This window comes from Streptomyces acidiscabies (assembly GCF_020010905.1).
GTDB classification, from domain to species: domain Bacteria; phylum Actinomycetota; class Actinomycetes; order Streptomycetales; family Streptomycetaceae; genus Streptomyces; species Streptomyces acidiscabies.
Genome location: NZ_JAGJBY010000002.1, coordinates 4,709,233 through 4,728,762, shown reverse-complemented (window position 1 = coordinate 4,728,762; position 19,530 = coordinate 4,709,233). Strand labels below are relative to the sequence as shown.

Here is a 19,530-nt window from a genome sequence, read left to right as displayed (position 1 = left end):
CATGACCCGCGTCAGCAGATCCGCGGGAGTTGCTCCCCGAGCGGCATGTCGACGATGCGGCGGGCGCCCACCAGGGTGCGCAGGGTGACCCGACCTGCGGGACCGTCCGGCAGGACCTCGCCGATGCGGGTGGCCTCGGCGCCTTCCGGCAGGGAGCGCAGGGCGGTCAGGGCTGCCTCGGCCTCGGTGGGGGCGACGAAGGCGACCAGGCAGCCCTCGTTGGCGACGACGAGGGGGTCGAGGCCCAGGAGGTCGCAGGCGGAGGCGACCGCCTCGGGGACGGGGACGGTGTGTTCCTCGATCTCGACGGCGACCGAGGAGTCGCGGGCGATCTCGTTCAGGACGGCGGCGAGCCCGCCCCTGGTGGGGTCGCGCAGGGTGTGGACCGCGGGGCCCAGCGGGGCCAGGGCGGCCACCAGCCGGTGCAGGGGCCGGGTGTCGGAGGCGATGTCGCTCTCGAAGCCGAGTCCCTCGCGGGTGCTGAGGACGGTCGTGCCGTGCAGTCCGATCGGCCCGGAGAGCAGGACCGCGTCACCGGGCCGGGCCAGGGCGGCGGACGGGTGCAGTGTGCGGTGGCGCTGTCCGACGCCGGTGGTGTTGACGAACAACTTGTCGGCGGCGCCCCGGCCGACGACCTTGGTGTCGCCGGTGACCACGGGGACACCGGCCTCGCGGGCCGCCTTTCCGAGCGACTGCATGACGGCCCGCAGGTCGGCCAGCGGGAGCCCTTCCTCGACGATGAGGGAGACGGACAGCGCGATGGGCTGCGCGCCGCGCATGGCGAGGTCGTTGACGGTGCCGTGGACGGCGAGGCAGCCGATGTCCCCGCCGGGGAAGAACAGCGGGCTGACGACGTAGCTGTCCGTGCTGATCACCAGGTCGCGGTGGCCGGGCAGCAGGGCGGCGTCCTCCAGAGGGCCGTGGCCGCCGGTCGCGGGGAGGATCACCTCGTCGAGGAGTTCGGCGGTGAGGCGTCCGCCGGCGCCGTGGCCGAGGAGCACGACCTCGTCCTCGCGCAGGGGTGCCGGGCACTCGATGGTCATGGGGCGCTCCTTGCGCGTCCGGCCGCGTGGTAGGCGGCGCAGGTCCCCTCGGACGACACCATGGGCGCGCCGAGGGGGTGGCGGGGTGTGCAGCGGGTGCCGTAGGCGGGGCAGTCCGTGGGGACGCGGGCTCCGGTGAGGATGGCACCCGCGATGCAGGCCGCGTCCTCGACGGGGTTCAGGTCGCCCACGTCGAAGCGGCTCACCGCGTCGAACCGGACGTACGGGGCGGCGAGTTCGAGTCCGCTGTCGGGCAGCGCGCCCAGGCCGCGCCAGGCGCGGTCGGTGACCTGGAAGACGGTGCTGACGGCGTCCTGGGCGGCGGTGTTGCCGGTGCGGCGCACGGCGCGCGCGTACTGGTTGGTCACCTCGTGCCGGCCGGACTCCAGCTGTTCCACGGCCATCAGGACGCCCTCCAGGAGGTCCAGCGGTTCGAAGCCGGTGACGACGATCGGCACCCGGTAGTGCTCGGCGATGGGTTCGTAGGCGCGCCAGCCGGTCACCGCGCACACGTGCCCGGCGGCGAGGAACGCCTGGACCTCGCAGTCGGGGTCGTCGAGCAGCGTGGTCATCGCCGGGGGGACGAGGACGTGGCTGACCAGCATCGTGAAGTTGGTGAGGCCCAGGCGGGCCGCGTGCAGGACGGCGGTCGCGGCGGCGGGCGCCGTCGTCTCGAAGCCGACGGCGAGGAAGACCACCTCGCGGTCGGGGTGGCGGGCGGCGAGGCGTACGGCGTCCATGGGGGCGTACACGACGCGGACGTCGGCGCCGCGTGCCCGCAGGGACAGCAGGTCGGTGGAGGTGCCGGGGACGCGCAGCATGTCGCCGAAGCTGGTGAAGGTGACGCCGGGGCGGGCGGCGATCGCCATGGCCCGGTCGAGGGTCTCCAGCGGGGTGACGCAGACCGGGCAGCCGGGGCCGTGGATCATCCGCATGCCGGCGGGCAGGAGTTCGTCGATGCCCTGGCGGACCAGGGTGTGGGTCTGGCCGCCGCACACCTCCATGATCCGCCAGGGGCGGGTGGCGGTGGCCCGCAGCGCGTCGAGCAGGCGGCGGGCGAGGACGGGGTCGCGGTACTCGTCGAGGTACTTCACCTCTCCCCCGGGGTGCGCACGATCCTCAGGTCGAGGAAGTGGGTGGAGCAGGAGATGCACGGATCGTGGTTGCGGATCGCCCGCTCGCACAGGTCCGTCAGCTCCTCGTCGCCGAGGTTCTGTTCGCTCACGGCCCGCTGGGCGAGGCGGCGCAGATCGGCCTCGATGGCGCCCTGGTTCTGGGCGGTCGGCGGAACCATGACGGCGTCGGTGACGATGCCGCGGGCGTCGAGTTCGTAGCGGTGGTAGAGGAGGCCGCGCGGGGCCTCGGTGGCGCCGTGTCCGACGCCGGCGGCGGGCGGGACCTCCGTGTACGGGTGCGCGGGAGGCTCGTACGCGGCGATGATCCTGAGGGCCTCCTCCAGCGCGTACACGACCTCCACGGCCCGCACCAGGATCGAGCGGTACGGGTTGCGGCACACCCCGCCGTCGCGGGGGTCCCCGAGTCCGGCCTCGACGGCGGCCTGCCGGGCCAGCGGGGACAGGCTGCGGCCGTTGACCGCGAAGCGGGCGAGGGCGCCGGTGAGGTGGGTGCGGCCGTCGAGCCGGGAGTGCAGAGCGGTCGAGTGCGCCACGTGCGTCTCGCGGACGCGCTGGGTGAAGTCCCGCAGCGGGAAGGAGCCGGTGGTGCCGTCGGCGCGCAGGACGGTCGGGGTGCCGCTCTCGATGGCGTACGTGTCGGGGGCGGCCAGGGCGAGGAGGTCGGCGTCGGTGCGGGCGTCGGGGAAGTCGAATCCGGCCACCCAGCGCACGGTCTCCCAGGCGTCGTCGAGGGCGCGCTTCAGCTCCGGTTCCAGGGAGCGCAGTTCCCCGCGCGCCGGGGTCCGGTGGAATCCGCCGAGGCGGACGTTCACCGGGTGGATGGCGCGTCCGCCGAGCAGTTCCAGCAGGGAGTTCCCGGCCTTCTTCAGTCTGAGGCCGCGCTCCACCTCGGCGCGGTGGGTGCGGGCCAGTTCGATCGCGCCGGCTCGGCCGAGGAAGTCGGGGGCGTGCAGCAGGTAGATGTGCAGGGTCTGGCTCTCGATCCACTCGCCGCAGTACAGCAGTCTGCGCAGGGCGCCGATCGCCGGGTCGACGCGTACTCCGCAGGCGTCCTCGATCGCCGCGCACGCGCTCATCTGGTAGGCCACCGGGCAGATCCCGCAGACCCGGGCGGTGATGTCGGGCGGCTCGGTGTACGACCGGCCGCGCAGGAACGCCTCGAAGTAGCGGGGCGGTTCGTAGATCTCCAGGCGTGCCTCGGTGACCGTGCCGTCGTGGACGCGCAGGCTCAGCGCGCCCTCGCCCTCGACGCGGGAGAGGGCGCCGACGTGCAGGACGCGGGAACCTCGGTGGGTCACGGGTTCAGCTCCTTGTCGAAGGCGGCGGCGTTGAAGGTGTGCAGGAAGCGTCCGACGGCGTCCTCGTCGAGGCCGTCGCGGCGCAGCAGCGGGATCAGCGCGGGCAGGTTCACCGACCCGGACGGCCCGAAGCAGCCGAAGCAGCCGCGCCGGTAGGCGGGGCACAGGGCGCCGCAGCCGGCGTGGGTGACGGGGCCGAGGCAGGGGGTGCCGTCGGCGACGGTGACGCAGACCGTGCCGCGCCGCTTGCACTCGAAGCAGACGCTGTGTTCGGGGATGTCGGGCTTGCGGCCGGCGAGGTGGGCGGTGATCACTTCGAGGAGCTGGCGCCGGTCGACAGGGCAGCCGCGCAGTTCGAAGTCGACGTCCACGTGGGCCGAGACGGGGGTGGAGGTGGCCAGGGTGGAGATGTATTCGGGGTGGGCGTAGACCACGCGCCGGTAGGCGTCGACGTCGGCGAAGTTGCGCAGTGCCTGGATGCCTCCGGCGGTCGCGCACGCGCCGATCGTGACGAGCCGGCGGGAGGCGGCGCGGATGGCGTGGACGCGTTCGGCGTCCCCGGGGGTGGTGACGGAACCCTCGACGAGGGTCAGGTCGTAGGGGCCCGGCTCGACCGCGCTGGTCGCCTCCAGGAAGTGCGCGATCCGCACCTGGCCGGCGAGGCCCAGGAGTTCGTCCTCGCAGTCCAGCAGGGTGAGCTGGCAGCCGTCGCAGGAGGCCAGTTTGAAGACGGCGAGCGTCGGGGTGTTCCGTGTGCTCATCTCACAGCTCCCTCACCGACAGCAGGGGTTCGGCCCGGTCCCAGCCGACGACGGGACCGTCCCGGCACACCAGGAGGGGGCCGAGCTGGCAGTGGCCGCAGTGGCCGGTCGCGCAGCGCATGTTGCGCTCCAGGGAGACGCGGACGCGCTGCGGGGGCACGCCGAGGTGGACGAGGTCGCGGGCGGTGGCGCGGATCATCGGCTCGGGTCCGCAGACGAACGCCCAGGTGCGGGCGGGGTCGAAGGGGGCGCGGTCGAGGAGGCGGGTGACGACGCCGACGTCGCCGTCCCAGTCCGGGTCGGGCCGGTCGACGGTCACCCCGGTGTACGCCGTGCGCCATTTCTCCAGGTCGTCGCGGACGATGAGGTCGGCGGGGGTGCGGGCCCCGGCGAGCACGCTGATCCGGCCGTAGCGGCCGGGTTCGGCGAGGACTTCGAGGACCAGGGGGCGCAGCGGGGCGAGTCCGATGCCGCCGGCCACCACGAGGACGTCCCGGCCGCGCGCCCGTTCCAGCTCCCAGCCGGTGCCGTAGGGGCCGTGCACGCCGAGGACGTCCCCGACGCGGGCCTCGCACAGTCCGGCGGAGACCGCGCCGACGGCGCGCACGGTGTGCGCCAGGCCGCCGGTGGACTGGACGGAGCTGACCGACAGGGGGATCTCGCCGCGGCCGAAGCAGTGCACCATCGCGAACTGGCCGGGCGTGAACCCGGCGAGCGTCTTGCCGACGGGTTCGATCCGCAGGGTGACCGTGTCCGCGGTCTCGGCGCGCCGGTCGGTCACCACGTGCGGTACGGGCAGTCCGTTCATGGGGTGCCGCCCGCGCCGGTGGTGGTGCCGTACAGGTCGACGAGGCGGGTGCGGGCGGCGGCGAGGCGCCCGGCCAGCACCTGGCCGACCCACTGGCCGACCGCCCGCCCGAAGTCGGCGTCCTCGTCGCACATCCGGCGCACGGCGACGGCGTCGAAGGCGTACGCGCGCACCGGGGTGGTGGCGGTGGCGCCCAGTTGCCACACGTACGGCTCGAAGAGCCAGGAGCAGCCGGTCAGGTCCCCGGCGCCGAGGGTCTCGACGACGGCCGCGCGGCGGCCGGGAACGTGCACGTCCAGGGCGACGGTGCCCTCGCGCAGGACCCAGAAGCGGTCCGCGTACTCGCCCTCGTCGAAGAGCCTGGTTCCCAGGCGCAGGTCTGTTTCGCGGGCGGCCTTGAGGAGGCGCTCCCGGTGCGCCTCGCCCAGCGCCTTCGCCATGCGCAGCCTGCTCGCGACGGTCATCGGGGGGGCTCCGTCCCGCGTTCGGCGTCCAGAGCCGCGACCTCTTCGGTGAGGTCGATGCCGACCGGGCACCAGGCGATGCACCGGCCGCAGCCGACGCAGCCGGAGCTGTCGAACTGGTCGTGCCAGGTGGACAGTTTGTGGGTGAGCCACTGCCGGTAGCGGGAACGGCCCGAGGCGCGGACCGGTCCTTCGTGCAGGTGGGAGAAGTCCAGGTCGAAGCAGGAGTCCCAGCGCTGCCACCGTTCGGTGTGGTCGCCGGTGAGGTCGGTGACCTCCTCGGTGGTGACGCAGAAGCAGGTGGGGCAGACCATGGTGCAGTTGCCGCAGGTCAGGCAGCGGGCGGCGACGTCGTCCCAGCGCTCGGCGTCCAGGTTCCCGCTCAGCAGGGAACGCAGGTCCGCCGCGGGCAGGGCGCGGCCCATCCGGTCGCGGGCGGCGTCCACGGCGCCCCGGGCGGTGGCCTCGGTGACGGTGTCGGCCCGGCGGTGGGGTACGGCGTCCAGCAGCCGGGCGCCCTCTTCGCTGCCGACGCGCGCCAGGAAGCGGTGCCCGTCGTCGTCCACGATCTCGGTGAGCGCCAGGTCGTAGCCGGGGTCGGCCGCGGGGCCGCCGCCGGTGGAGACGCAGAAGCAGGTCGCGCCGGGTTCGGTGCACTCGGCGGCGATCAGCAGGGCGCGCCGCCTGCGCCGGCCGTACCCGGTGTCCTGGTACCGGCCGCCGGTCAGGACCCGGTCCTGGATGGCGATGGCCCGCAGGTCGCAGGGGCGTACACCGAGGAACGCGTACGCGGGGGGTTCGGGGTCGGCGGGGGTGAAGGTGACGTCTCCCCCGGAGGTCCGGTCGGCGCTCCACAGGCGTTCGCGGGCCGGGTGCAGCCAGGACTTCCAGGACTGGGGTCCGGCGCTGTGCGCGAAGGCGGCGCGGTCCGCGCGGGGGACGAGGCGGTAGCGGCCGGCGTCGAGTTCGACGCCCTGGCCGTAGGGGAGTTCGGCCGCGGAGGTCAGTTCGGCGAGCACGATCGCGCCGTCGCGCACGGTCGGTCCGACGACGGTGCGGTCCTGGGCCACCAGGGTCGCGACGAGCACCTCCAGTCCGTCCTCGTCGATCACGGCCGGGGGCACGGTGACGGTCATGACGGTCCACACCTTTCGTCGTCGGGTTTCGTCGTCGGGATGGTGCCGTGCTCCTGCGCTGCCAGCCTGCGGCCTCGCCGGGCGCCCGGGGCAGGGGCCGACCGGCCCTGCGGGGCGGGCCTGACGGACCTCGGGGGCAGTTCCTCGCCCAGTTCGCCCTCGACCGCGCCCGCCATGGCGCGCAACACGTCGAGCGTGCGGTGCGCCTCGGCCTCGTCGACCAGGGTGATCGCGAAGCCGACGTGCACGACGACATACGAACCGACGTCCGCCTCGGGGACGCAGCTCAGGCACGCCTCGCGCCGCACCCCGCCGAAGTCGACGGTGGCCATACGCAGTCCGGCGTCGTCGTGGATCTCCAGGACGCGTCCCGGGATACCCAGGCACATGGGTTCCTCATCTCCTGTCGGTGAGCCGGGCGGCGGCGACCGCGGCCTGGCCGTAGCTGATGCCGCCGTCCCCGACGGGGACCTGGGAGCCGACCAGGACCCGCAGGCCCTGGGCGTGCAGGCGGCGCCGGACGCCGGTCAGCAGCAGCCGGTTGGCGAAGCAGCCGCCGCCCAGGCACACCGTGCGCGGCGCGCCCTCGGCGACGGCGCGGGCGACGAGGTCGGCGGTGGCGGCGGCCAGCGTCAGGTGGAACGCGGCGGCCAGCCGGTCCACCGGTTCCCCGTCCAGGCGGCGGCGCAGCAGGTCGGTGAGGGTGGCGGTGGAGTCGTACACCCACAGTCCGCCGACGTGTACGACCCGGTGGGCGAGGGGCGCCGCGTGCGTGTCGCCGGCCGCCGTCTCCAGCAGGGCGGCGGCCTCGCCCTCGTAGGTGACCCGGTCGGCGAGGCCGAGGAGGCAGGCCGCGGTGTCGAAGAGGCGGCCGGCGCTGGAGGCGCGCGGGCAGTTGACGTCCCGGGCGACCATGGCGCGGACGGTGGCGGTCTCCCTCGGGTCGAGCCGGCCGGTGAGGCTCGCGGTGAGCCGGTCGGGCGGGAGCGGGGAGCCGAGCGCCTCGGCGCCGAGGAGGTGGCCGAGCGCGGTGCGGGAGGGGTGGCGTACGGCGGCGTCGCCGCCGGGCAGCGGGGCGGTCGCGAAGCGGCCCACGCGGCGGTAGCCGTGCAGGTCGGCGACGAGGATCTCGCCGCCCCACAGGGTGCCGTCGTCGCCGAGGCCCAGGCCGTCGTAGGCGACGCCGAGGAAGGGGCCGCGCACCTCGTGCTCGGCGGCGCAGGCGGCGACGTGGGCGTGGTGGTGCTGGACGGCCGTGCGGGGCAGGGGCTGGCGCAGCGCCCACTGGGTGGACAGGTAGCCGGGGTGCGGGTCGTGGGCGAGGAGGCCGGGTTCGATGCCGGTGAGGTGGCGCAGCCGGTCGTAGGCCGACAGGAACGCCTCGTAGGTGGCCGGGCCGGAGAGGTCGCCGGTGTGCGGGCCGAGGTGGGCGCGGCCGTCGGCGGCGAGGGTGACCGTGTGTTTCAGGTGGGCGCCCAGGCCCGCCACCGGTTGCTGGGCGGCGCTCGGGAGGGGGGCGGGGGCCAGGCCCCGGGCGCGCCGCAGGGTGACGCGGGTGCGGCCCGCGAACTGGACGACGGAGTCGTCGTGGCGGGCGCGGATGGGGCGGTCGTGGGTGAGGAAGCCGTCCGCGATCCCCTCCAGGGTGGCCCGGGCGGTGGCGTCGTCGATGGCGATGGGGTCGTCGCCGAGGTTGCCGCTGGTGACGACGAGGGGGCGGTCGAGTCCGTCCAGGAGGAGGTGGTGCAGGCCCGTGGTGGGCAGGAACAGGCCGATGCGGGACAGTCCGGGGTGCACGCCGGGTGCCAGGTGCGGCGTGCCGTGCAGGTGGCGGCGGGCGAGCAGGACGACGGGGCGTTCCGGGGAGGTGAGGGCGACGCGTTCGCCGCGGGAGATGCGTGCCAGCCGGGCTGCGGCATGGAGGTCGCGCACCATCACCGCGAACGGTTTCGCCGGCCGGTGTTTGCGACGGCGCAGTGCGGCGACGGCGCGCGGGTCGCCCGCGTCGCACACGAGCTGGTAGCCGCCGAGCCCTTTGAGGGCGACGATGCCGCCGTCGGCGACCGTTTTCACCGCCGCGTCCAGGGCGGCCTCGCCGCGCAGTGCGTCCCAGGCCAGGCAGGGGCCGCAGGCGGGGCAGGCGACGGGTTCGGCGTGGAAGCGCCGGTCGGCGGGGTCCGCGTACTCGGCCGCGCAGTCCGGGCACATCGGGAAGCGGGCCATGGTGGTGCGGATCCGGTCGTAGGGCAGGTCCTCGATGATCGTGGCGCGCGGTCCGCAGTCCGCGCAGTTGATGAACGGGTAGCGGTGGCGGCGGTCGGCGGGGTCGCGCAGGTCGCGCAGGCAGGCGGCGCAGATCGCGGCGTCGGGCGGGATCTCGCGGCTGCCGGGGCCTCGGCCGGCGACGGTGCTGGGGCGCACCTCGAAACCGGGCGCGGGGCTCGTGGTGCCGTCGGTCAGCCGTACCCGGCGGACCCGGGCGAGCGGGGGTGCGTCGCCTCGCAGGCGGGCGGCGAAGGAGCGGACGGCGTCCTCCGGCCCGGCGACCTCGCCCTCGACGTGGCCGTCGACGTTCGCGACCCAGCCGTCCAGGCCGAGTTCGGCGGCGGTGCGGTGGACGAAGGGGCGGAAGCCGACGCCCTGGACGGTGCCCTCGACGTGGAAGCGGCGTACGGTCACGGCCGCTGTCCGCTCGCCGGGGCGTGGTGGCGGGCGATGTCCTCCTCGACCGCCCGCGCGACCACCGGGACGGCGGCGGCCACGGCGGGCGACAGGCCCGTGCCGAAGGAGCCGTCGGCGCCTTCCACCGCGTACACGATCACATGCTCGGGCAGGCGGTCCAGGATCCGGGCGAGCTCGACGGCCTCGCCGAGGCCCAGTCCGTGGGAGCTGGTGGCCGACGGCGGCGCCAGGCGGCCCCCGTCGAGTTCGAGGCGGTGCACGCGGCCGGGTGTGCCGGGGTGGGCGTGGGCGGCGTCGACGACGACGGCGAGGGTGGCGCCGTCCCACAGGCCGATCAGCCGGCCGGGGTCTCCGTCGCAGGTGGCGAGCGCGGTGCCCGGGGGCAGGGGCCGCTGCTTCGCCCGCTCGCGCAGCCGGGCGATCACGGCCCAGCCCACGCCGTCGTCGTGGCGGAACTCGTTGCCGACGCCGATGACGACGACGGGCCGACTCTGTGTCATGACCTCCACAGTGGGCGGCGGCGCGGGACCCCTCCAGGGGCCGAACGGCCCCCGGAGGCCGGCCGAGGGTCCCGGGGGCGCGCCGGTGCCGGGGCGAGCGGGTCCCTCCCGTCGGCCTCGGGCGGGTCCTGCTCCCGCCGCATCTGTGCCCGGGGCCGCCGTTCCGGGTGCCGGTTCTCTCGACTTCGATCCGGTTCGCTCCGGCCCGAGGGCCGTACGGCCCTCGGGAGCGCACCGGTCGGCCCTCGCCCTGGAGCCGGGGCACGAACAGGCTGGGCCGGGAGGGCGTTCGCGCGGCGGGCGTCGGTCCGTTCGTCCGGGTCGCCGCGCGTGTCCGGTCGCCCTCGTCGCCCGAGCGAGGTCCCTCATGCAGCACCCCACGCAGGCCCGGCGGCTCCGGCTTCCGGGCGCCGAACCCGCCCTCCTCGTCGTCACCACCGCCGCGCTGTCGGCCGGCGGCGCGGCCTGGCTGTCCGGCTCCCGCGGCCCGGCCGACCTGTGCTGGGCGCTGGGCACGGCCGTCGCCGTCGTTCCGGCCGTCGGCTGGGTGCTGGGCACCCTGCGCCGGGGGCGGGCGGGGGTGGACGTGATCGCGGTGCTGGCCCTCGCCGGCACGCTGGCCGTGGGCGAGTACCTGGCCGGGGCGCTGGTCGCGGTGATGCTCGCCTCCGGCCGCACCCTGGAGTCCGCGGCTCAGCGCAGGGCCTCCCGTGATCTGCGGGCGCTGCTGGAGCGCGCGCCCCGTACCGCGCGGCGCCGCACCGGCTCCGAGGTGCGGGTCGTGCCGTCCGCCGAACTGGTGGTCGGTGACCTGGTCGTGGTGGGTCCCGGCGAGGTCGTCCCCGTGGACGGGCGGGTGAGCGGCGCGGCGGCCGTGCTGGACGAGTCGGCGCTCACCGGCGAGGCGGCGACGGTCCGCCGCCCGCCCGGCGACGGCGTGCGCAGCGGTGTGGTCAACGCGGGCGACGCGTTCGAGCTGCGGGCCACGGCTGCCGAGCGGGACAGCACCTACGCGGGGATCGTCCGGCTGGCCCGGGAGGCGGGGGCCGAGGCGGCGCCCGTGGTGCGGCTGGCCGACCGGTACGCGGCCTGGTTCCTGCCGCTGTCGGTGGGCGCCGCCGCGCTGGCCTGGGCGGTGACCGGTTCCGTGGTGCGCGCGGTGGCGGTGCTGGTGGTGGCGACGCCCTGTCCGCTGCTGCTGGCGGCGCCGGTGGCCGTCGTCTCCGGACTGTCGCGGGCCTCGCGGCTCGGCGTGGTGGTGCGCGACGGCGGTGCGCTGGAGACGCTCGGACGGGCCCGGACCCTGCTGTTGGACAAGACGGGCACCCTCACCCGGGGCCGGCCCGAGGTCCTGGACGTGGTCGCCGCGCCGGGCCGCAGCCCGGCCGAGGTGCTGCGGCTGGCGGCCTCCCTGGACCAGTTCTCGCCGCACGTGCTGGCCCGCGCGATCGTGGAGGCGGCCCGCCGGCGGGGACTGCGGCTGTCCGTACCCGAGGACATGTCGGAGCTGCCCGGACGCGGCGCCGCCGGGACCCTCGCGGGGCACCGCACGGCCGTCGGCCGCCTCGACCCGTCGGCACGGTGGCCCGGCTGGGCCCGCACGGCGGCCAACCGGGCCGTCCTCGACGGGGCCGCCGTGGCCTGGCTCACCGTGGACGGGGAGCCCGTCGGCGCCGTCCTGCTGCGTGATCCGCTGCGCTCCGACGCGGCGCGCACCGTGCGCCGGCTGCGCGCGGTGGGCGTCACACGGATCGCGCTCCTCACCGGCGACCGGGCCGAGGCCGCCGCGGAGGTCGGCGCCGTGCTCGGACTGGACGAGGTGCGAGCCGGGCTCGATCCGGCCGGGAAGGTCGCCGCGGTGCGCGCGGAACGCGGACGGGCGGTCACGGTCATGGTGGGCGACGGGGTCAACGACGCGCCCGCGCTCGCCGCCGCCGACGTCGGGGTGGCGATGGGGGCGCGGGGTTCCACGGCGTCCTCGGAGGCCGCCGACGTGGTGCTGACCACGGACCGGGTGGACCGCCTGGCCGACACGGTCGGCGTCGCCGTGCGGTCGCGGCGCATCGCGGTGCAGAGCGCGCTCGGCGGGATGGCGCTGTCGCTGGCCGCGATGGCGGCGGCCGGCCTCGGGCTGCTCCCGCCGGCCGCCGGGGCCCTCCTCCAGGAGGGGATCGACGTCGTGGTGATCCTCAACGCGCTGCGCGCGCTGGGCGGCGGCCAAGCGGCGCGCCCGGCGCTGCGCCCCTCGGCCCAGGCCCTGGTCCGGCGCTTCGCCACCGAGCACGACGACCTCCAGGACGTGCTGGAGGCCGTCCGGTCGGCCGCGGACCTCCTGTGCGACGACCCCGGCCCGAAGTCGTACGCCGCGCTGGCCCGGACCCACCGGCTGCTCACCGAGCGGCTGCTGCCGCACGAGTACGCCGAGGAGCACCAGCTCTACCCGGCGCTCGCCCCCGCGCTCGGCGGGCCCGAGTCGACCGCCACGATGAGCCGCGCCCACGCCGAGATCGAACGTCTCACCGGCCGCCTCGCCACCCACGTCGCGCTCGCCGCGCCGGGCGGCGCCCCGCTGCCGGAGCAGCTCGACGACCTGCGGGCCTGCCTGTACGGGCTGTACACGGTGTTGCGTCTGCACTTCACGCAGGAGGAGGAGAACTACTTCTCCCTCGCGCCCTGAGGCCAGGAGGCACACGCCGTGCGACGAGTGCCCCTCACTGAGCTCCGCGGCGGGTCTGGAGGGTGAACCAGGTGGTCTTGCCGTCGTCGGTGGGGCGCACGCCCCAGCTGTCGGCCAGGGTGTCGACGAGCAGGAGTCCGCGGCCGGATTCGTCGTCGGGGGCAGCCAGGCGGGGCTGGGGCAGGTGGGGGCTGTGGTCGCTGATCTCGATGGTGACGTCGGCGGTCGTGCGGCGCAGGTGGAGGCCGAGGGGGCCCTGGGCGTGCTGAAGGGCGTTGGTGAGTACTTCGGAGACCAGGAGCCGGGCGTCGTCGGCGAGGTGGGCGCAGTTCCACACGGTGAGGGTCTTGGTGAGGAAACTGCGTCCGTCACCGATGGAGGAGGCGAGGGCGGGCAGGGCGGTGGTGGCGCTGGCCAGTGGTGCGTCGGGCAGCCTGGCCAGGAGCAGGGTGACGTCGTCGTTGTGGTCCTCGACGTCGGGCAGCAGGGCGGCCAGGACGCCGTCGGCGATGGTTTCCAGGCCGCTGACGGTGGCGAAGGCGGCGTCGAGGGTGCGGGTGAGTTCGGCGAGCCGGTAGCCGATGTCGCTGCCGGGGGTCTCGATCAAGCCGTCGGTGTAGAGGACGAGCGCGGCGCCCGGGGGTACCGCGGTGCGGGTCTGCTCGTGCGGGACGCCGCCGACGCCGAGCGGCGCGCTGGTGGGGGCCTCCAGCTCCCGTACCCCGCCCGCGGGGTCGGCCAGCAGGGCGGGCAGGTGGCCGGCTGAGCAGAGGGTCACCTCGCCGGTGTCCGGTGCCAGGACGAGGTAGCAGCAGGTGACCAGTTGTTCGGGCTGGCCGAGGTCGGCGACGATCGCGTCGAGGTCCTGCATCAGCTGGCGCGGCTCCATGCCGGTCTTGGCCAGTGCGTGGGCGGCGGCCCGCAGCTGGCCCATGACGGCGGCGGCCTCCAGACCGCGTCCCATGACATCGCCGATCAGGATGCCCACCCGGCCCGCCCCCAGCGGGATGAGGTCGAACCAGTCGCCGCCGACGCCGGCGCCCTGGGTGGCGGGCAGGTAGCGGCTGGCGGTGGCCAGGCCGGGGATGGCGGGCGGGGTGCCCATCAGGCTGCGCTGGAGGGTGAGGGCGATGTGCCGTTGCTGCTCGTACAGGGCCTGGAGTTCGTCCTCGGCCCGCTTGCGGTCGCTGATGTCACGCACGATGGCGCACGCGCCCTCGACCGTGCCGTCGGCGGCGCGCGTGGGCCACAGCGTCACATCGACGTCGAGCAACTGCCCGTCGCGGGTGACACGGAGGGTCTCGAAGTGCTCGATCTTCTCGCCGTGGGCCAGGCGTTCCAGGAGCGTGGTGATCTCGTGGGTGTGGTCGGGCAGGGCGAGCATGTCGACGTGGTGGCCGAGTGCCTCCTCGGCGCTGTAGCCGTAGAGCCGCTGGGCGGCGGCGTTCCAGTAGGTGATGTATCCGTCGAGGGTCTTGGCGAGGATCGCGTCCTGGGAGGACTCGACCAGGGCGGCGAGCTGGTTGATGTGCTGTTCGGCGGCTTTGCGGTCGCTGACGTCGCGGACGGCGGCGGAGACCAGAAGCCCGTCGGCGGTCTCCAGCGGACTGAGACTGATCTCGACCGGGAACTCGGTACCGTCCTTGCGCAGCCCGTGCAACTCCAGACCCGCACCCATCGGCCGCACCTGCCGCGCCCCCGCATACGCCTCCCGATGCCCGGCATGCTGCACCCGAAACCGCCCCGGAATCAACAACTCCACCGGCTGACCCAGCAGTTCCGCCCGCCGATACCCGAACAACGACTCCGTCTGCGCGTTCACCAGCCGGATCTGACCCATGTCATCCACGATCACCATCGCATCCGGCGCCGCCTCCAACAGCCCCCGAAACCGCTGTTCGGCGGCTTTGCGGTCGCTGACGTCGCGGACGGCGGCGGAGACCAGAAGCCCGTCGGCGGTCTCCAGCGGACTGAGACTGATCTCGACCGGGAACTCGGTACCGTCCTTGCGCAGCCCGTGCAACTCCAGACCCGCACCCATCGGCCGCACCTGCCGCGCCCCCGCATACGCCTCCCGATGCCCGGCATGCTGCACCCGAAACCGCCCCGGAATCAACAACTCCACCGGCTGACCCAGCAGTTCCGCCCGCCGATACCCGAACAACGACTCCGTCTGCGCGTTCACCAGCCGGATCTGACCCATGTCATCCACGATCACCATCGCATCCGGCGCCGCCTCCAACAGCCCCCGAAACCGCTCCTCGCCCGCTGACGCTGTCCTGACCTTGTCGTCCATGTCGATCCCAACCGGCTGGCACATCTACGGTGAATCGGGCCATCACAGCGCATCGGCGGGCCCCGCGTTCCCGCATGCCCTCTACTGGTTCCCCGGCTGCCGAACCTGTCCGCTTCGCTTCGGCAGGGCATCGTTTTCTGGAGATCCGCCGCACCGGGCCGGCAGGGCGGGAGAGGGCTTCGAGGCGTGTCCGCCTTCCGCGTTCCCAGCGACACCCGCGTCGTCCTCTCACTCGACTGCTGCGGCTCGGGTCCGGCCGTCCGCGCCAGGATTTCCGCGGGACGGCGCCGCGAGGAACCCCGCCACGCTCGTCCACGCACCTGTAGCGGCGGTGACAGCAGGTGGACGCGCAGGGATCAGAGAGGGGCGGCGGCCCGGAACACCCGGACGCCGCCGTCGGTCGGTGGCTCGCCCCGCGGCACGAGCCACCACAGCAGGCGCGCCCAGCCCGCGGCCCCGCCGTCCCCCTCCGGCCTCCGCCCCTGCCGCACCATCACCCCGACCACGCACGGTGCGAAGGGCCGCAGGTTTCGGGAGCCGTTCGGCCGGGGGCAGGGGCCGTCCGGCCTCTGCTGCCGGCCGGGCCGGGCGTACGACACTGGAGCCGTGCCGTGACCCGGGGCACGCCCGCGCCCCGGGTCACGGCACGGAGAGGGAGGGCTCATGGCAAGGGCCGCCTTCGACAAGGTCACCCGCCGCTTCCCGAAGACGGACCGGCCCGCCGTCCACGATCTCGAACTGGAGGACGTCGACTCCGGTGCCGTCCTCATCGGTGACCGGGACATGACCCGGCTGCCGCCGAAGGACCGCGACATCGCGATGGTGTTCCAGAACCACGCCCTCCATCCGCACATGACGGCCGCGGACAACACGGGCTTCGCCCTGCGGATCGCCAAGCCGCGCAAGGCCGACGTCCGGCACCGGGTCGCCGAGGAGGCCGGTGTCCTCATGGACGAGCCGCTGTCCAACCTGGACGCCAAGCTGCGGGTGCGGACCCGTACCCAGATCGCGGCGCTGCGACGGCCGCTCGGCACGACCACCGTCCATGTCACCCACGACCAGGTCGAGGCCCTCACCATGGGCGACCGGGTGGCGGTCCTCAGGGACGGCGAGCCGCAGCAGGTGGTCCCCCTGAGGGTCCGGTCCGAGCCGTTCGCCGTCCTGCCCCGCGAGGACCTGGGGACGCCGGGGCGGGGAGTGGTGGTCGGTGCCGTGGAGGACACCGGTGCGGTCACCTGCCTGCACACGACGGCCGAGTCGGGCCGGGAGGCCGTCCAGGTCGCCGGCCGGACGCCGGGCCGGATCGCCTTCCGTCAGCGGCCGGTGGGCGCGTGACGTGGCCGAAGGCGCGTGACGTGACCGTGCGAGTGTCGCCCTCGCAGCCGCGCGGGCCCCGGGTGGCCGTCCGGCTCGGCGACTCAGGGCCGTCTCGTGACGCGCCGTCCGCCGAACCTGTTCCTCGTCCCGTTTCTCATCCAGTTCCGATCCCGATCCCGAGGAGAACGACAACCATGACATCGCACGCATCCCCGCAAGCGGCCCCGCCTCCGGTACATCCGGTCCGGCTCACGGCCGTCCTCGACACCCGGCTGTCGCGCTGGCTGTGGCTGGTCAAGTGGCTGCTGGCCCTCCCGCACTACCTCGTCCTCGTCCTGCTGTGGGTGGCCTGCGCCCTGGTGAGCGTGGTGGCGTTCTTCGCCGTCCTGTTCACCGGCCGCTATCCGCGGGCCCTGTTCGACTTCACCGCCGGTGTCCTGCGCTGGAGCTGGCGGGTGGGCTACTACGCGGGCGCCGCCCTGGGCACCGACCGCTACCCGCCCTTCACGCTCGCCGATGTCCCCGACTACCCCGCGCACCTGGAGGTGGCCTACCCCAAGGAGCTCTCCCGCGGCCTGGTCCTGGTGAAGTGGTGGCTCCTCGCCCTTCCCCATTACGTGGTCCTGGGCTTCCTGTGCGGCGGTCCGAGGGTGCTGTGGGCCTCGGGCGGCCTCATCTCGGTCCTGGTGTTCTTCGCCGGGGTCGCCCTCCTGTTCACCGGTGTCTATCCGCGCGGCATCTTCGAGCTGGTGACCGGCCTCAACAGGTGGACGGTGCGGGTCCTGGCGTACGCCCTCCTGCTGACCGACGTCTACCCGCCGTTCCGGCTGGACCAGGGCGGCGCGGAACCGGAGGCAGGTGCTTCACTTCCCGTCTGACCCCGAAAGGCCACGGCAGCCGGCCGGGGAACGCGCCGCGAGGGCGGTCCTCGTGCGCCAGGGCCCGATGCCAGGCCCGCGCGGCGACCGGGGGGACACGCGTGACGACGGCCCTCCGTCTTTTCCAGGAGCCCCCGCACGGTTCCCTGCGCCGGTACCGCCCGCACGACGCGTCCGCTCTCCCGGGCCACGGCAGCCCGGCCCGGCCATCAAGAAGAACCCTCGCCGCCACCTGCCTCAGCCGGCGCCGGCCCGACCAGGGAGTGACGCCGGGTCACCCGGCCGCCGGGGCCAGGGTCTGCGCGGGGCGGCGGCGTGGGCAGGTCCAGGAGTCCGGGGTGCGGCCGAGCCGCAGGATCAGCTGGGGAAAGCGGTCTCCCGTCAGCCTGTCCTGCAACTCCGCGCGCCGCGAGGGGAATTCCAGCGGCTGGGTGTGGAAGGCCGCCAGCACGCCGTGGGCCGCCGCGCACAGCAGGACCCGCTGGAGCGCCTGCCCCGCCCGCAGCCAGTCGGCGCGGGTGTCGTAGACGGTGGACAGGACGGCGACCGTGCCGGAGCGCTCCGTCCATCGCCGCATCCCGCTCGCGCACTCGGTCAGGCGGCCCGTGTAGTCGCGCCCCGCGAGGAACGTGCGGTCGGGATCGAGACGGCAGGCGTCGTGCGGCACCCGCTCCTGCCACGGTCGTGTGGCGGGACCGAATCCCCCGACGATCTCGGAGACGTGCCCGGGGGCGGCACGGTGCGCGGACTCCGCTTCCCGTACCGCCGCCACGAGGATCCTCAGTTTCTCCGGATTGTCGATGGTCTGCAGCAGGGCGCCTTCCGCGCGGGCGTGCTCCCGCAGCTCCTCGACGAGGGACCACGGCAGGAGCCCGGGGCCGAACGGCCCGCGGTGCGTGTGGCGCATGGCCATCGCCCGTTCCATCACGACTGCTTCACGGGTCACCGGGGCATGGGCGCCCCACCGCACGCGGGCCAGGAAGTCCGGGCGCGCGAGGTCGGGGAAGAGGGTCACCACGGGCCGGAAGCCCAGATGCCGCACGGCGATCCGCACGTTGAACAGCGCCGCCCCGCAGCTGATGACCATCTGCCGGCCTCCCGGATCGGTCAGGGGCAGCCACCGTCCGGGATCGGCGTGCAGTTCGAACCCGTGGTCCCCGCCCTCGTCGACGAAGGACCACGGCTGGGTGTTGTGCACCGAGGGCGCGGTGCCGGCGGCGCGGGCGAGGTGGAAGGCCGCGTGGCCCGGCCTCGCGGAGACGGGGGTTGCGTACGGCGCTGACATGGTGTTCCACCCTTCCGTGGACCGTCTGGCGGGGCGGGCTGACAGGGCCGTCCAGCCCTGTGTCCGGGCTGGTGGGGCCAACGGGGTCACGCGTGCGGGACGACGGCGACGGGGCAGCCCACGTGGTGCAGCACCGCGTGCGTGACCGCGCCGAGGTACGGCCCGGCGCGGCCGTCCCGGGTCCGCCGGCCCACGACGAGCAGGGCGGCCCGGGCGGAGGCGTGCGTGAGTTCCGCTGCGGCGCTCCCCTCGGTGACCGTCCCGGTCACGGTCACCGTCGGGAACTTCTCGCGCCACGGTCGCAGCGCCGTGGCCAGCGCCTGTTCCTCCCGCGCGCGCAGCCGCCCGGGGGCTGTGCCGTGAGCGTTCTCGCCGTCCGGGACCCGGTACGTGTGCACGACCCGCAGTCCGCTCTCCCTGCGCAGGGCGGACGCGAAGGCGAACTCGACCGGTTCGTCGCACGGGTGCGAGGTGTCCAGTCCGAGGACGATGTCCCGGTAGGGCAGGCCGGGTATCTCCTCCGGCGAGATGCCGTGCGCGGCCGGCAGGTGTTCGGCCGCGTACGTCACCCCCGCGCGCACGAGCACCACGGGAGCCGTCGACCGGGCCAGGACCCGGTGGGAGACCGATCCCACGACGAACCCGTGCAGCCCGCCCAGTCCCCGGGAGCCGAGCACCAGCAGCTCCGCCCGGCCCGCTTCCGCGACCAGGGTGTCGACCGCGGCGTCCCGCACGAGCCGTTCGACGACCGCCAGCCGGGGATGGCCGGCGCGGACGCCGGAGGCCACCCGGTCGAGGATGTGCTCGGCCTGTTCGTGGACGGCTCCGGAGCGCCCCGGGGTGAGGGGGCGCGGCCACACGTGGACGATCCGCAGTCCGACACCCCGTCGCAGGGCTTCCCCGGCCGCCCAGTGGGCGGCGGCCAGGCTCTCCGCCGATCCGTCGGTCCCGGCGGTCACGTGACGCTGCATGATGAGCACCTCCCGGCCCGTTCTACGGCCGCCCGGAGCGCTCCTGGGTGCGTCCCAGGACCGCGGATACCCGCCGCGGGAAGCGCGTAGGGCCCTCGGCCCGTCGACCACGGTGATCCACGCACGGTACGCGCCCCTCTCGGCCGTCTCCTCCCAGACCATCACCGGCCGCACCGCGCCACAGGGTGCCGTTGGGTCCACCCCGGGGTGCCGGACGGCCCCTGACGGGGGTGCCGCGCCGTCAGCACACTGGGCAGGGTCGCTCCCCGGCCCACCGG

General features: G+C 74.8%; 15 protein-coding genes and 1 pseudogene. 3 read left to right on the top strand and 13 right to left on the bottom strand.

The window, feature by feature from the left end; genetic code table 11:
- Positions 1-11: 11 nt before the first annotated feature.
- From hypE to J8M50_RS47125, 10 genes are read right to left on the bottom strand one after another with little or no spacing between them, the layout of a single operon-like run.
- The gene (gene hypE, locus J8M50_RS47170) at positions 12-1,043 is read right to left on the bottom strand and encodes a hydrogenase expression/formation protein HypE (protein ID WP_010360427.1); all 1,032 of its coding nucleotides are present in this window, start codon (positions 1,041-1,043) and stop codon (positions 12-14) included.
- Complete coding sequence (gene hypD, locus J8M50_RS47165) at positions 1,040-2,137, bottom strand: hydrogenase formation protein HypD (protein ID WP_010360428.1); 1,098 nt, start codon at positions 2,135-2,137, stop codon at positions 1,040-1,042. The genes hypE and hypD overlap by 4 nt, the downstream gene beginning before the upstream one ends.
- Positions 2,134-3,477: a Ni/Fe hydrogenase subunit alpha gene (locus tag J8M50_RS47160; RefSeq protein ID WP_010360429.1), complete on the bottom strand. Its 1,344-nt coding sequence runs from the start codon at positions 3,475-3,477 to the stop codon at positions 2,134-2,136. Before J8M50_RS47160 ends, hypD begins: the two co-directional genes overlap by 4 nt.
- Positions 3,474-4,238, bottom strand: a complete 765-nt coding sequence (locus tag J8M50_RS47155; protein ID WP_010360430.1) for an NADH-quinone oxidoreductase subunit B family protein — start codon at positions 4,236-4,238, stop codon at positions 3,474-3,476. Before J8M50_RS47155 ends, J8M50_RS47160 begins: the two co-directional genes overlap by 4 nt.
- A 1-nt stretch (position 4,239) precedes the next feature.
- The gene (locus tag J8M50_RS47150) at positions 4,240-5,046 is read right to left on the bottom strand and encodes an FAD/NAD(P)-binding protein (RefSeq protein ID WP_029184665.1); all 807 of its coding nucleotides are present in this window, start codon (positions 5,044-5,046) and stop codon (positions 4,240-4,242) included.
- Positions 5,043-5,510 (bottom strand): Crp/Fnr family transcriptional regulator, encoded by a 468-nt coding sequence (locus J8M50_RS47145; RefSeq protein ID WP_010360433.1) that lies wholly within the window; start codon positions 5,508-5,510, stop codon positions 5,043-5,045. Before J8M50_RS47145 ends, J8M50_RS47150 begins: the two co-directional genes overlap by 4 nt.
- Positions 5,507-6,646, bottom strand: coding sequence for a 4Fe-4S dicluster domain-containing protein (locus tag J8M50_RS47140; protein ID WP_010360434.1), 1,140 nt, complete (start codon positions 6,644-6,646; stop codon positions 5,507-5,509). The genes J8M50_RS47145 and J8M50_RS47140 overlap by 4 nt, the downstream gene beginning before the upstream one ends.
- A complete protein-coding gene (locus tag J8M50_RS50360; RefSeq protein WP_010360436.1) occupies positions 6,643-7,035 on the bottom strand; it encodes a HypC/HybG/HupF family hydrogenase formation chaperone in 393 nt (130 codons plus the stop codon). Before J8M50_RS50360 ends, J8M50_RS47140 begins: the two co-directional genes overlap by 4 nt.
- A gap of 7 nt (positions 7,036-7,042) precedes the next feature.
- Positions 7,043-9,325: a carbamoyltransferase HypF gene (hypF, locus tag J8M50_RS47130; RefSeq protein ID WP_010360437.1), complete on the bottom strand. Its 2,283-nt coding sequence runs from the start codon at positions 9,323-9,325 to the stop codon at positions 7,043-7,045.
- Complete coding sequence (locus tag J8M50_RS47125; protein WP_040838715.1) at positions 9,322-9,828, bottom strand: hydrogenase maturation protease; 507 nt, start codon at positions 9,826-9,828, stop codon at positions 9,322-9,324. Before J8M50_RS47125 ends, hypF begins: the two co-directional genes overlap by 4 nt.
- A gap of 367 nt (positions 9,829-10,195) precedes the next feature.
- Here J8M50_RS47125 and J8M50_RS47120 point away from each other — a divergent pair, with 367 nt between their 5' ends.
- Positions 10,196-12,505 (top strand): heavy metal translocating P-type ATPase, encoded by a 2,310-nt coding sequence (locus J8M50_RS47120; protein ID WP_010360439.1) that lies wholly within the window; start codon positions 10,196-10,198, stop codon positions 12,503-12,505.
- 34 nt (positions 12,506-12,539) lie between these two features.
- Here J8M50_RS47120 and J8M50_RS47115 read toward each other — a convergent pair whose 3' ends face one another.
- Complete coding sequence (locus tag J8M50_RS47115) at positions 12,540-14,801, bottom strand: PAS domain S-box protein (RefSeq protein ID WP_079076179.1); 2,262 nt, start codon at positions 14,799-14,801, stop codon at positions 12,540-12,542.
- Positions 14,802-15,464: 663 nt separating this feature from the next.
- Here J8M50_RS47115 and J8M50_RS47110 point away from each other — a divergent pair.
- Both J8M50_RS47110 and J8M50_RS47105 read left to right on the top strand, forming a co-directional pair.
- A pseudogene (locus tag J8M50_RS47110) lies at positions 15,465-16,028 on the top strand (ATP-binding cassette domain-containing protein); the annotation flags it as partial.
- Between the two features lie 284 nt (positions 16,029-16,312).
- The gene (locus tag J8M50_RS47105; protein ID WP_010360442.1) at positions 16,313-16,996 is read left to right on the top strand and encodes a DUF4389 domain-containing protein; all 684 of its coding nucleotides are present in this window, start codon (positions 16,313-16,315) and stop codon (positions 16,994-16,996) included.
- Between the two features lie 274 nt (positions 16,997-17,270).
- Here J8M50_RS47105 and J8M50_RS47100 read toward each other — a convergent pair whose 3' ends face one another.
- Together J8M50_RS47100 and J8M50_RS47095 are read right to left on the bottom strand one after the other, a co-directional pair.
- The gene (locus J8M50_RS47100) at positions 17,271-18,281 is read right to left on the bottom strand and encodes an Acg family FMN-binding oxidoreductase (RefSeq protein ID WP_010360443.1); all 1,011 of its coding nucleotides are present in this window, start codon (positions 18,279-18,281) and stop codon (positions 17,271-17,273) included.
- A gap of 86 nt (positions 18,282-18,367) precedes the next feature.
- Positions 18,368-19,252: a universal stress protein gene (locus tag J8M50_RS47095; RefSeq protein WP_010360444.1), complete on the bottom strand. Its 885-nt coding sequence runs from the start codon at positions 19,250-19,252 to the stop codon at positions 18,368-18,370.
- Between the last annotated feature and the right edge of the window lie 278 nt (positions 19,253-19,530).

Coding starts and splice junctions, on each gene's coding strand:
- J8M50_RS47120 (WP_010360439.1), top strand. CDS start 10,196: ATGCAGCACCCCACGCAGGCCCGGCGGCTCCGGCTTCCGGGCGCCGAA.
- J8M50_RS47140 (WP_010360434.1), bottom strand. CDS start 6,646: ATGACCGTCACCGTGCCCCCGGCCGTGATCGACGAGGACGGACTGGAG.
- J8M50_RS47105 (WP_010360442.1), top strand. CDS start 16,313: ATGACATCGCACGCATCCCCGCAAGCGGCCCCGCCTCCGGTACATCCG.
- J8M50_RS47125 (WP_040838715.1), bottom strand. CDS start 9,828: ATGACACAGAGTCGGCCCGTCGTCGTCATCGGCGTCGGCAACGAGTTC.
- J8M50_RS47115 (WP_079076179.1), bottom strand. CDS start 14,801: ATGGACGACAAGGTCAGGACAGCGTCAGCGGGCGAGGAGCGGTTTCGG.
- J8M50_RS47095 (WP_010360444.1), bottom strand. CDS start 19,252: ATGCAGCGTCACGTGACCGCCGGGACCGACGGATCGGCGGAGAGCCTG.
- J8M50_RS47155 (WP_010360430.1), bottom strand. CDS start 4,238: ATGAGCACACGGAACACCCCGACGCTCGCCGTCTTCAAACTGGCCTCC.
- J8M50_RS47150 (WP_029184665.1), bottom strand. CDS start 5,046: ATGAACGGACTGCCCGTACCGCACGTGGTGACCGACCGGCGCGCCGAG.
- J8M50_RS47145 (WP_010360433.1), bottom strand. CDS start 5,510: ATGACCGTCGCGAGCAGGCTGCGCATGGCGAAGGCGCTGGGCGAGGCG.
- J8M50_RS47100 (WP_010360443.1), bottom strand. CDS start 18,281: ATGTCAGCGCCGTACGCAACCCCCGTCTCCGCGAGGCCGGGCCACGCG.
- hypE (WP_010360427.1), bottom strand. CDS start 1,043: ATGACCATCGAGTGCCCGGCACCCCTGCGCGAGGACGAGGTCGTGCTC.
- J8M50_RS50360 (WP_010360436.1), bottom strand. CDS start 7,035: ATGTGCCTGGGTATCCCGGGACGCGTCCTGGAGATCCACGACGACGCC.